Raw genomic sequence first — 12,596 nt, 5'->3', positions numbered from 1 at the left:
AGGTTTCAATTTTTCTGAGTTGTGGAGAAACATCATGCCCTTTATTTACACCGCCAAACGCACGGCCCTGGGTGGCCTGAATGGTGCGCTGAGCGCCCATAGCGGGCCCGCATTGGGTGCCGCCGCCATTGCGGCCGCCTGCCCCGAGGCGCTGCGCGGCCAGGTTGATGAGGTGTTGATGGGCAACGTGATCTCGGCGGGTGTGGGGCAGGCCCCGGCCCGTCAGGCCTCCCTCGGCGCCGGGCTGGGCAGCCACATTCCCTGTACCACGGTGAGTAAAGTGTGCGGTTCGGGAATGCAGGCAGTGATGACTGCTGCCGACCAGATTCGCGCTGGCAGCAGCCGACTGGTGGTGGCTGGCGGGATGGAGAGCATGTCCAATGCGCCCTATCTGCTCGACAAGGCTCGCCAGGGCTATCGCATTGGCCACCAACAAGTGCGCGATGCGATGTTTGTCGACGGACTGGAAGACGCCTATTCCGGCAAATTGATGGGCCAGGTGGCGGAGCAGGTTGCCGCAGAGCATCAGTTTACGCGTGAAGCCCTGGACGATTACGCGTTGCTATCTTTGGAGCGGGCCCTGGCGGCCCAGCGCAGTGGCGCCTTTGCCGCCGAGATTGTTGCTCTTGGAGAGATTGATCAGGACGAGCAGCCCGGCAATGCGCGGCCGGATAAGATTCGGCAATTGCGTCCGGCCTTTGCTGCCGACGGCGTGCTGACCGCGGCCAACAGCAGTTCCATTTCTGACGGCGGTGCCGCGCTGTTGGTTGGTGATGCCAGTATCGAGATGGCCCCCCTGGCCGAGATCAAGGGCTACACCCGGTTTGCGGCCGCCCCGGAGCAGTTTCCGGTTGCCCCGGTGTATGCGGTTGAGAACCTGCTCAAGCAGCTGGGTTGGCAGGCCGGTGATGTGGATTTATACGAAATTAACGAGGCCTTCGCTCTGGTAGCGCTGCTGCCCCATAAATTGATCGGCATCCCGGTGGAAAAAATCAACGTCAACGGCGGGGCCTGCTCGCTGGGACACCCCCTCGGCTGCTCTGGTGCTCGAATTCTGGTGACCCTGATCCATGCACTGCAGACTCGGGGGCTGAAGCGCGGTATTGCCAGCCTCTGCATCGGCGGCGGTGAGGCCACAGCGGTCGCTGTCGAAGTCTGCTAGCGGTATCCTCGATTGACAGCGCCCCCACACCGGCAGCGCAGGATGGGGCGTTTTGCGGCTGACAGGGTGGCCGCCGCAGCGCGCTATTTCAGCAGTGCGCGCAGGGTCGGCACTCGGGAAATCAGCAGGGTGTCGACCAGTATCACCACGACCATGGCTGCCCCGGACAGGGGAAAACACACTGCTAAAACCAGCATCACCGCGATAACGCCTCGACTCTGGGCCGGTGTGGCTGCCGGTGGCGCCAGTTGATATGCCCGGGCCGGACGGCGCTTCCACCACATCACCACACTGGCAATCATCAGGGCGATGATCGCCAGCACCAGCAGCAGGTTCAATAACCAGTTCCATAAGCCCAGGTCACCCTGATGGGTGGGGATAAATGCGGCCATTGCCTTGCCCAGCCAGGGGTAGTCGGCAAAGGTCAGCTCCGCGATGAGCTGGCCGTTATGTGGGTCGAGATGCAGCACCCGTTCATTCAACGGGTTGGTGATATCACCCGCGATGGTGGTGGCCGACACGGTCCATACGCCATTGGCATCCTGGGGCAAGTGCACCCGAAACGTTTCCAGTCCCTCGGCGGTGGCAATTGCGTTAACGGCATCCAGGTCGAGTCCGGGGGCATGGGGAGTGCCCGATGTCGGGCTGGGCATGGGGGTCTGCTCCAGTACCCAGGGCACTTGGTGCACGCCGCTCTCGTTCATGGCGCTGTGTTGGTGCTGCTCGGTACTGGGGGGCGGTTCGGAGGAGCGCAGATCCCGGGCGGCCAGGGCCGCGTCGAGGCGGGTGCCGGGCAGAGCGCTCCAGCCTTGGACCATCTTGCCTCCCCAGACATTGGTCCAGGCCATACCAGAAAGCAGAAAGAACAGCAGCGGCAATGCCACGGCCACACCGGTCCAGCGATGGGCCTGGCGCCAGTTTTCACGCTGTGCAAAGGCAGTTTGGGCACTTGTCTGCCGACGTTTTCCCCGGATGGCCAGATACAGCCCGGTGATGACCATCAGCACCGCCAGCCCGGCGACCACCTCGATGAGGGTATCGCCGAGGTTCCCCAGCATGAGCGAGCCGTGAAGGGTTTTGACCTGAGCGTAGAAGGTGCTGGCGGGGTCGTGGCTGCCAAGGATTTCGCCTGAGTAGGGATTGATAAAGACAGTGGTGGCAGGGGCACCGTGACCGCCATGACCGGCGCCACCATGTGCGACCAACACGAAGCGGGCTGATTCAGTGGGGCTGCTTGGAGGCAGATAGAGTTTCACCTGTTGGTGTGGGTGGGCGGCTTCTACCGTGGCGAGCAGCGCAGAGGCGGGCAAGGCCGGTTCGGTGGCAGTCACGGTGGTCAGCTCATTGAGCAGCAGGGGTTCCAAGGGCTTGCTGATCAGCATCAGCAGGCCGCTGACCGATAAAACAAACAAAAAGGGCAGTACAACGATGCCCGCAAAAAAGTGCCAGCGCCACACGGCCCGGTAAAGGGGCGCCAGAGGCTGGTCTGAGTTGCGGGCTTCGGGCGGATGGCTCGCCTGATGGCGGGTCTCTGTGCTCATAGGTTGTCTGCTTGGCTGAAGGGAGCCGCGTCACTGACGCCGCTCCCTAGTGAAATTGAGTGTGTAATTGAGTGGTGAAAATCTGTGGTGAAATCCTGTTTGCCCCCAGCGTTGGCAGCGCTCCATTGCAACGGGGCTATAGCTGGAAGCGCACGCCGAAGTAAAAGGCGCGACCCTCTCCCGGTGTCAGAATTGCCGGGTCGGTGCTTGGATCGATACTGTCTTTCACGCTGACCTGGGTAATGTAGTCTTTGTCGGTGAGATTGCGCAGCTCACCCCAGACTTCCCAGGTTTCCCGGCTGTAGCCGATCCGCAGGCCCAGTAATTCGTAGCCTTCAACCACGTAGTTGTTGGCAAAGTCGGCATAGCGTTCATCGACAATGTCAAAGGTCGGGCCGGCAAAGAAACCATTACTGTGGCGGTAGAGCAGCTCACCCTTGATGAAATGCCGTGGGGCGACGGGCAACTCGTTGTCGCCGTAAGCCCGGTCGCCGTCAAACGAAAACTCGTTCAGGGTCAGGTTGAGTGTGGGGTTCAGACTGTGAACGCCACTCTGGCCCAGGGCAACACGAGCGCTGAACAGGGCTTCCAGCCCGCCGTGGAGGGTATCCTCGGCATTGATTGACAAGCTGGTGCCGGGAGCGGACGGGTCGTCCCGAGACAGAATTTCGTCCTCCAGGTGAGCCAGGTACAGCGAGACGTCCCAGTTCCAGCTGCTTGCCGTGCCCAGCTTTTGGCTGCCCCGGCTGCCGATCTCGGCCACCGTGCCTTGCATGGCGTTCAAGGTTTCTTGATTGCCCCGGGCGTCGTCTTCCAGCTCGTACAGGGTTGGCGCCTCATAGAGTTTGCTGAGGTTGGCGAACAGGGCGATCTCGTCGTTGATTTGGTAAATCACGCCGACGCGGGGGTTAATGCTGTCGTAATCCCCCTTGGGATCGCGCACGGTGCCTGATGACACTGTCTCGTTGCGAATCTCTCGGGTGGCGTCAACAAACTGAGCGCCGATGACTGCGGTCCACTGGGGCGTAAACTTCCAGCGATCCACGACAAACAGCTCCAGGCTTTCGGCGTCGTTATCCACCTTCGTGCTGCGGGTCGTGCGCACCCCGGCAACGTGGCTGTAGTTGCCGCCTTCAACCTCGGTAACGCCGTAATTAAGACCGACCATTACATCATGGTCGCCACGCCGGGCGTTGTACCGCAGGGTAGTAGCGGTGTTGGTCTGCTTGGTGTCGATCAGCAGGCTGAAGAAGGGGCTGAACACAATTGGGTGATACAGGTCCTGCTCTTCATAGGCGATGCCCGCAGTCAGACTGGTTTGCTCGTCGATATCCCAAACGGTTTTATTTGCCAGGCGCCAGCTGTCCACGTTTAGCAGAAAATGACCCACTTCATTGCTGGGGTTGGCCTGCTCTGGGTCATCCTTCCATTGGGCACGGGTCAGGGCGCCAGGCAGCTCTTGGTCATTGCTGATTTGCTGGAAGTACACCCGGGTGCTGACCGCGTCACTGAACTGCCACCCGGCGTTGCTGTACACCCCGAGACGATCTTGCTCCTGGTGGTCCCGATAGCCGTCCCAATTGCGTGACTCCAGGGTGATCAGGCCGTCGAATTGGCCCTGTACGGTGCCGGCGGTCAGGCGGCCCTGTTGCAGGTTGTCGCTGCCGCCGGTGTAGTAAAACTCCATTGGTGCTGAGTCGCGGGCAGTCGGGGTAATGAAGTCGATGGCGCCCCCCAGGGTGGCAGCGCCATAGGTCATGGCATTGGCTCCCCGGGCGACCACGGCATAGCGGGTGCTGAGGGGGTCGATGGTACGGTTATGATTGTTGCCGTCGGCGGCCGTAATGGGCAGGCCGTCTTGCATCAGGCGCACACCATTGCCGTCATAGCTGACGGCATCGAGGTTGGAGCCGCGGCTGGAAAAGTAACTGCCGTCACCAGTGGAACCGCTGGCCACCCACAGGCCGGGCACATAGCGCAGCATGTCGGCCAGATTTGCCGCGCCCCGTTGGAACAGGTCGGCGCTGTCGAGCAGAGTGACACCGCCAGGTGTCAGTGACTGCTCCGCTTCCAGTTCGAGTTTGCTCTCCTGACCGTAAACCGTCAGGGTTTCCAGGTTTTTTTTCTGACCGTCTGCGGCTTGGGCAGTAGCGGCCAGCGGCAGGCTTAGACTGAACCACAGTGCTCGGTGCGGAAAGAGGGGGTGACAACGCGACATGGAATATCCTGATCTTGGGTAACAATTCGGGGGCAGTGTGGGCTGCTAAGGGTCTGTTAACACTAACGGGATTTTTTGCCTCAGCCCGACTGGCCGGGCGGCGCACCGCTAACGGGAAGTGAAAATCACCTGCCAGCAGGAACAATCAAATCAGTGTGAACAGGCCCAAGTGTTAGCAGGCCCTGTTGGGCGCGTAGTGTAGTCGACGCTGTGGCAATGACCGGTGTGGCAAATGGTCGCAGAGGGGCATCAGCCGGGTGGAACGGCGCTAACGAGATGTGCCGCGGGCGTTGCGTTGGCGCTGTGAAAAGGGCGGCGGCCCAAGAAGAATCAGTTTGGCAGAAAAGGTCGGCCGGCCAGCATTGCCACCATTTCGGTGAGCAGCAACTTGCCATTTTCCCCGCTTTGGCCCTTCAGGGCGGGGTCGATCCGTGCAGACAATTGCAGCAGGTTGCCAAGTGCTTGGCTTGAGTGGCGCTGCAAACACTGCTTATAAAGGGCTTTGCGTTTGTCCCAGACCCGAGCATTGTCCAGCACTCGCTCGATGCCATTGCCCTGCTCAATGGCGGTCGCGCATTGATAAAGGGTGCGCAGCTCTCGGCACAGGGCGCCCAGCATGGGGATTTCCTCGCCGCCTTCCGCGCTGAGGTAGTTCAACATGGTCAGGGCGTGGCCGGCGTTGCCCGCCAGGGCGGCATCGATGAGTTTGAAAACGTCGTAGCGGGCACTGCTGGCCACGGCGCTGGCGACGATGTCGGCGTCAATAGGGCGCTCTCCCACCAGTACCCGGAGTTTTTCGATTTCCTGGTCGGCGGCCAGCAGGTTGCCCTCCACCCGGTCAGCCAGCAGTTCTATGGCAGCGCGATCGGCTTGCATGCCACGGGACTGCATACGCTGGGCAATCCACGGGCCCAGCTGGCGCCGCTCCACCGGCCACACTTGAATCACCGCGCCCGCGCCATCGAGTGCTTTGACCCATTTGGCGTTCATGCTGCGGCTGTCGAGGCGACCGCAACTGACCAGCAGGATATTGCTGCCGTCGCTGTGCTGAAGGTATTCCTGCAGGGCGGCAGAACTTTTCTGGTCCATTTTGACGGTGCCCAGGCGCAGCTCGATCAACTTGCGCTCGGCAAACAGCGACAGGCTGTTGCCGGCGGCGAGCAATTGATTCCAGTCGAAGCTGCGATCGACTTCAAGCACTTCCCGCTCGTCGATTCCTTGTGTGCGGCAGGCGCGGCGAATCTGGTCACAGCACTCCTGCGTGAGCAACAGTTCGTCACCAGTGACCAGGTAGGCGGTGTGGAGGGATTTTTCCAGGTGCGCCGGGAGTTGCTCTGGGCGCAGGCGCATCAGGGGGTCTCGACCAATTGCTTGCTCCAGTATTCCAACTGCTGGGCAATGCGGATACTGAGCTGCTCCAGCATTTCGCTGCGCACAATCTCCGATTCAGTCTCTTCCCCGACCGGGTTGTCCGGGTCATTAACAATAACGCGGCGTTGCTGTAGCGTGCGTGGTCCGCGCAGGGTCTCGCCCTGAATATTGAGCAGCATGATTCTGGCAGATTCAAACAGGGCGTACTCGGCGTCACGGGCTTCGTTGTCCAGGGCGACGCTGCGGGTGTCCTGGTCGAGTAATTCCATACGCAGGATCAGCGCGGCTTCCTTGCGGCGGGTGGTGACCTTCACCGCGTTGATGGCCAGTTGGCGCTTGAGCGAGTCCTTGAGCTCGATGCTTTCCCGACTAGTCTCGATAAATACCGGTTGCAGCTGGGCAGGTACCGACACATTGCCCCGCAGGGCAAAGCCGCAGCCGCTCAGCGCGAGGCTGAACAGCACGAGTAAAGCAGCAGGGAGGAGCGGTTTAGTTCGCAACGATATTCACCAGTTTTTTGGGCACCACAATTTCCTTGCGGATGGTCAGGCCGTCGATAAAGCGTTGGACGTTTTCCTGACTCCGGGCCAAGGCCTTAATGGATTCTGCATCGGCGTCGGCGGCCACTTCAATGGTGCCCCGCAGTTTACCGTTAACCTGTACGGCCATTTCAATGGTGTTGCGCACCAGGGCGGCGTCGTCGACAGCGGGCCAGGGTGCATCGATGACGGCGTCGCTGTGGCCCAGTTCCGCCCACAGGCGGTGGCAGATGTGAGGCACGATGGGGGCCAGCAGAACAACCGCCGCTTCGATGGCTTCGCGCACCACGGCATTGCTCTGATCGCTGTCGCCGTCAAAACGGGAGATCTCGTTCACCAGTTCCATCACCGCGGCAATGGCGGTGTTGAAGGTCAGGCGGCGGCCGTAGTCATCGCTGACCTTGGCAATGGTCTCGTGGGTTTTGCGGCGCAGATCGGCATCAGCCTTACTCAACTGGGTAGTGTCCAGCGCGGCGACGCTGCCCGCCTCAAGATGGGTGGCGACCAGTTTCCACAAGCGTTTAAGGAAGCGGTGGGCGCCTTCCACGGCGCTGTCGGACCATTCCAGCGATTGCTCTGGCGGCGCAGCAAACATAATAAACAGGCGCACGGTGTCGGCGCCGTATTCTTCAATCAAGGCCTGGGGGTCAACCGTGTTGCCCTTGGACTTGGACATTTTGGCGCCGTCTTTGAGCACCATGCCCTGACACAGCAGCTGCTTGAAGGGCTCGTCGGTGTTGACCAGGCCCTCATCCCGCATCAATTTGTGGAAGAAGCGGGCGTATAACAGGTGAAGAATGGCGTGCTCAATGCCGCCCACATACTGGTCCACTGGCAGCCAGTAGTTGGCCCGTTCGCTGTCCAGCATGCCCTCTTCAAAGTCGGGGCAGGTAAAGCGGGCGTAATACCAGGATGACTCCATAAAGGTGTCGAAGGTATCCGTTTCCCGCTCTACCGCTTCACCGTTCAACTCGTCTTTGCGCCACTCAGGGTCGGCCTTGATGGGCGACTGGACGCCGTCCATCTGCACATCTTCGGGCAACAGAATGGGCAGCTTGGCGGCGGGCACCGGAATCTCGCCGCCTTCGGGCAGATTGAACATGGGGATCGGCGCGCCCCAGTAACGCTGACGGGAGACACCCCAGTCTCGCAGGCGGTAGTTGGTAGTCACCCGGCCCTTGTTCTGGCTGGCCAGTGCTTCGGCAATGGCGTTGAAGGCGCCGTCAAAATCCAGGCCGTCGAACTGGCTGGAATTCACCAGCACGCCTTTGTCAGTAAAGGCTTCGGTAGCCAGATCGATCGCGGCGCCGTCGGCGGGGGCGATCACCTGTTTGATTTCCAGGTTGTATTTCTGGGCGAATTCAAAGTCCCGTTGGTCGTGGGCGGGCACCGCCATGACAGCCCCAGAGCCGTAGTCCATTAATACATAGTTGGCGATCCATACCGGCACGGTCTTGCCGGTAATCGGGTGAATGGCCTCAATGCCAGCGGCCATGCCTTTCTTTTCCATGGTGGCCATATCAGCCTCGGCCACGGAGCTGGATTTGCACTGCTCGATAAAGGCGGCCAGCTCAGCATTGCCTTTCGCCAATTCCAGACTGATGGGGTGTTCGGCCGCCAGGCTGACGTAGGTGACACCCATCAGGGTGTCGGGGCGAGTGGTGTAAACCTCGAAGTGGTCCATGCCGGCCACCGGCGCTTCCAGGTCGAAGCGCATCTGCACGCCCTGGGAGCGGCCGATCCAGTTGCGCTGCATGGTTTTGACCTGCTCGGGCCAGCCGTCCAGCTGATCCAGATCCGCCAACAACTGGTCGGCGTAGTCAGTGATTTTGATAAACCACTGGGGAATCTCTTTGCGCTGAACCACGGTGTCGCAGCGCCAGCAGCAGCCGTCGATAACCTGCTCGTTGGCCAGTACGGTTTCGTCCACCGGGCACCAGTTCACCGCCGAGGTCTTTTTGTAGACCATGCCTTTCTCGTACAGGCGGGTGAAGAACCACTGCTCCCAGCGATAGTAATCGGGCTTGCAGGTGGCCAGCTCCCGGTTCCAGTCGTAGGCAAAGCCCAACTGTTTGAGCTGGTCGCGCATGTAGGCGATATTTTCCACCGTCCATTTGGCCGGGGCGGTGTTGTTTTTAACCGCGGCATTTTCGGCGGGCAGGCCGAAGGCGTCCCAACCCATGGGCTGCAGCACATTTTTGCCCAGCATGCGCTGGTAGCGGGAGATCACATCGGCAATGGAGTAGTTGCGCACATGGCCCATATGCAGCTTGCCGCTGGGGTAGGGGAACATGGCCAGGCAGTAGTACTTCTCTTTGCTGAAGTCCTCAATGGCGGCAAAGCTTTGTTGCTCGGCCCAGAATGCCTGGGCTTGGGCCTCGATCTCGCGCGGGGCGTAGTGCTGATCCATGGTGGGTGTATCGTCTCGTCAAGCGGATTTGGAAAGCCGGGTATTCTAGCAGCTAAATGGCCCCTGAATAACCGCCGGGGCCGGGCAATTCTCAGGGCGAAGTTTGCCTGCGGGTCAAGGTGGCCAGTGCCGCGGTGAGGGCGGCCAGGATCAATATTGGCGCTGAGCCAAAACGGGTAAAGGGTGTGGTGCCGACCCGGGCCTGCACGGTTTCCACCAGGGTGCCTTGGGTAAAACTGGGCAGGCGGTGGGTGATCTGGCCGCGGTGATCAATCAGGCCGGTGATGCCGGTGCTGGTTACCCGAATCAGTTCGCGGCCGTTTTCCAGGGCCCGCATCTGCGCCATTTGCATGTGCTGGCTCGGGCCGATGGAGTCGCCAAACCAGCCGTCGTTGCTGATAGTGAAGAGGATGTCAGCGCCCTCGGCTCCGCGAGCAATCAGGTCGGGGTAGACTATTTCATAGCAAATTGAACCGGCGAGTTGCCAGCCTTTCACGTCCAGGTGCGGTTGATCTGGCTTACCGCGGCTGAAACTGGACAAGGGCAGGTCGAAAATACTGATCAGCGTGCCCATGAACTGGCGGAGGGGAACGTACTCGCCGAAGGGCACCAGACGCTGTTTGTTGTAGATGCCCTCGCCACCACTGATCACCATCACCGAGTTATACAAATCATCGCCGTTACGAGTCGGCACGCCGGTAATCAGTGCCCCGCCTGCTTTGTCTGCCAGGTCCCGAATGTAGTCGAAGTAGGGAATGGCGTGGTGATACAGCGCCGGCACGGCGGCCTCGGGCCAGATGACCAGGTCCGTACTGCCCCACAGGGGCTGGGACGCCACATCGTAAAATTCCAGGGTCGCCCAGAATTCGGCGTCCTGCCATTTTTTGTCCTGGGAAATATTTGATTGCACCAGGCCGACAGTGAGGGGGGCTTTGTCAGCGGGCTGAGTCCACTGCTGTTGCTGCAGCGACAGACCGAGACCGGCGAGTGCCAGGCTGGCAATGAAGGGTGGCAGACCGCGGCGCCAATGGCTTGCCAGTCCGGCCAATGCGCCGCCGGCAAGGGCGACCCAGAACGTCAAGCCGAATACCCCGATCACCGGCGCCCAGCCGGCCACTGGGGTATCGATCATGGCATAGCCTGCCAACAGCCACGGAAAGCCCGTTAGCACCCAGCTGCGCAGCCATTCCACCAGTAACCAGACTGCCGCAAAGCCCAGGACGTGCCCGCCCAGACCATCGCGGACCCAGCGGCAATACCCGTAGCCCATGACCCCCGGCAGCAGGCCCATGGCAATACAGAATGCCGCTGTCATCAATACCGACAGGCCGACCGAGTAATAGCCGAAATCGTGGATGGCAATGTAAATCCAGGAGACCCCCACCAGAAAGCTGCCGCTGCCGTGGGCCCAGCCGAGCAGGGCGCCCTGGCGGGGCGCAACGTGGCGCAGCAAATAGGCCAGCACGCCCAGTGATATGACGGCCATCCACCACAGGTGAAAGGGGGCGAGGGCCAGTGGGAGCAGGGCGCCGGATAGTGCGGCGAGCAGGTAGGGAGCGATTCGACGGACCAAGGCAGTCAACCCGGGTAGGGAATGGGGTGGCTTAGTGTAGTGGGCTGGCCGCATTGCTGCCAGCCTGAAGGCCAGAGTGACATGGATTAATCGCCGGTCTGGCGGCTCCGCCAACTAAAGACGCGGCTCCCAGCATTAGCCGGTAACGCTGTCAGAGGCGGTTTGCTGCCGGGTGCTGGCGATAATGTATTCCGGTTTAGACGGCATGTCGGGGTAGCGGTCGGTGAGCGGCTCCGGTACGCCTCGGGCATCGATCAAATACACGTGCTTGCGGCTCAGGGAGCGGGCTTCCTTGACCCCGCAGGAGTGGGCAATCACCCCAACCTCGTGCATTAAGTTCAAGGCATAGTTCTTCACACGCTTGGCCTTGTCTGCGGGCACCAGGCCTCGCTGCAGCTCCGGGTCGTGGGTGGTGACCCCGGTGGGGCAGGTGTTCTTATTGCATTGCAGGGCCTGGATGCAGCCGAGGGCAAACATAAAGCCCCGGGCGCTGACAATAAAATCGGCGCCAACACACAGTGCCCAGGCCGCTTCGGCGGGATTGATCATTTTACCGGAGGCGATCACCTTGATGCGGTTGCGCAGGTTGTATTCATTGAGCTTATCGACCACCAGGGGCAGGCTGCGACGCAGCGGCAGGCCAACGTAATCCATCAGGCTCTGGGGTGCGGCGCCGGTGCCGCCGTCGGCGCTGTCGATGGTGATAAAGTCGGGGGCGAATTGCTGGCCGCGCTGGTGAACCCGGCCGAGCAATTCATCGAGCCACTCGGAGAAACCGACCACCACTTTGAATCCAACCGGCTTGCCAGTGACTTCTCGGATGCGCGCGATCATGTCCAACAAGTCATCGATATTATGGATATCGGTATGGCCGTTGGGGCTGATGGAGTCTTTGCCCTCCTTAATACCGCGAATGCTGGCGACTTCTGCGGTCACTTTGCCGCCTGGCAAAATGCCGCCTTTGCCAGGCTTGGCTCCCTGACTGAGTTTGATTTCAAACATGCGCACTTGCTCGTGGCGGGCGATGCTGCGTAGCTTCTCATCGCTGAGGTGCCCCTCACTGTCGCGCACCCCGTATTTTGCGGTGCCAATCTGAAATACCAGGTCGCAGCCGCCCTCCAGGTGGTAAGGCGATAAGCCCCCTTCCCCGGTATTCAACCAGATGCCGGCCTCTTTGGCGCCAACCGTCAGCGCACGAATGGCGGGCTTGGATATGGCGCCGTAACTCATGCCGGAAATATGGAAAATGGCGGAGCTGGTGTAGGGGTGGCGGGCGTAATCCTGTCCGATGGTAACGGCATGGGTTGGCACGACGTCCTGACTCAGTGTTGGAAAGAGACAGTTCATAAACAGCACTTCATTGCTCTGATTGAGTGGCCGGGTGGAGCCAAAGGCAATGGTGTTGTCGAGGTTTTTGGCCGCCCGGTATACCCAGGCCCGCTGGGACCGATTGAAGGGCAGCTCCTCCCGGTCCATGGCAAAGAAATACTGGCGGAAAAACTCGCCGAGATGTTCAAACAGGTAGCGAAAGCGACCGATGACCGGGTAGTTGCGGCGCACGGCATGCTGGGTTTGGGTAACGTCGCGGACATACAAGTAGGCGATGTAGGCGATACCCACGCCAAAGGCCACCAACAGACTGAGCGCGCTGTATTCGATAAAACCGCTGGCGATGCGTTGGAGGGTGTCCATTGTTCCGGTGTCCACGGTGTTCTCCCTGTCAGCTAAGGCGTCAGGTCAGTGTAGACCGCGCAGATACGCGGAGTTCAGCAGCATTAACGC

General features: G+C 60.6%; 8 protein-coding genes. 1 reads left to right on the top strand and 7 read right to left on the bottom strand.

Going from position 1 to position 12,596, the window contains the following annotated elements; genetic code table 11:
• The first annotated feature begins 34 nt into the window (after positions 1-34).
• The gene (locus NCG89_RS06180; protein ID WP_251088891.1) at positions 35-1,162 is read left to right on the top strand and encodes a thiolase family protein; all 1,128 of its coding nucleotides are present in this window, start codon (positions 35-37) and stop codon (positions 1,160-1,162) included.
• An 83-nt stretch (positions 1,163-1,245) separates the two neighbouring features.
• Here the strand turns inward: NCG89_RS06180 and NCG89_RS06175 are convergent, their stop codons facing one another.
• From NCG89_RS06175 to NCG89_RS06145, 7 genes are all read right to left on the bottom strand, one after another.
• Positions 1,246-2,703 carry a PepSY-associated TM helix domain-containing protein gene (locus tag NCG89_RS06175; protein WP_251088890.1) on the bottom strand — a complete coding sequence of 486 codons (1,458 nt, stop codon included), beginning with the start codon at positions 2,701-2,703 and terminating at the stop codon, positions 1,246-1,248.
• Between the two features lie 136 nt (positions 2,704-2,839).
• Positions 2,840-4,921 (bottom strand): TonB-dependent receptor family protein, encoded by a 2,082-nt coding sequence (locus NCG89_RS06170; RefSeq protein WP_251088889.1) that lies wholly within the window; start codon positions 4,919-4,921, stop codon positions 2,840-2,842.
• Positions 4,922-5,251: 330 nt separating this feature from the next.
• Positions 5,252-6,271 (bottom strand): DNA polymerase III subunit delta, encoded by a 1,020-nt coding sequence (holA, locus tag NCG89_RS06165; protein ID WP_251088888.1) that lies wholly within the window; start codon positions 6,269-6,271, stop codon positions 5,252-5,254.
• Positions 6,271-6,792, bottom strand: a complete 522-nt coding sequence (locus tag NCG89_RS06160) for an LPS-assembly lipoprotein LptE (protein ID WP_251088887.1) — start codon at positions 6,790-6,792, stop codon at positions 6,271-6,273. The genes holA and NCG89_RS06160 overlap by 1 nt, the downstream gene beginning before the upstream one ends.
• Complete coding sequence (gene leuS, locus NCG89_RS06155) at positions 6,782-9,241, bottom strand: leucine--tRNA ligase (RefSeq protein WP_251088886.1); 2,460 nt, start codon at positions 9,239-9,241, stop codon at positions 6,782-6,784. The genes NCG89_RS06160 and leuS overlap by 11 nt, the downstream gene beginning before the upstream one ends.
• A gap of 91 nt (positions 9,242-9,332) precedes the next feature.
• Complete coding sequence (gene lnt, locus NCG89_RS06150) at positions 9,333-10,814, bottom strand: apolipoprotein N-acyltransferase (RefSeq protein WP_251088885.1); 1,482 nt, start codon at positions 10,812-10,814, stop codon at positions 9,333-9,335.
• 135 nt (positions 10,815-10,949) lie between these two features.
• Positions 10,950-12,506, bottom strand: coding sequence for an FMN-binding glutamate synthase family protein (locus tag NCG89_RS06145; protein ID WP_251089349.1), 1,557 nt, complete (start codon positions 12,504-12,506; stop codon positions 10,950-10,952).
• Positions 12,507-12,596 lie beyond the last annotated feature (90 nt).

Origin of the sequence: Spongiibacter taiwanensis, assembly GCF_023702635.1 — a bacterium.
GTDB classification, from domain to species: domain Bacteria; phylum Pseudomonadota; class Gammaproteobacteria; order Pseudomonadales; family Spongiibacteraceae; genus Spongiibacter; species Spongiibacter taiwanensis.
Note: the sequence above shows the minus strand (reverse complement) of the source record. Positions and strands in the feature narration are given on the sequence as shown.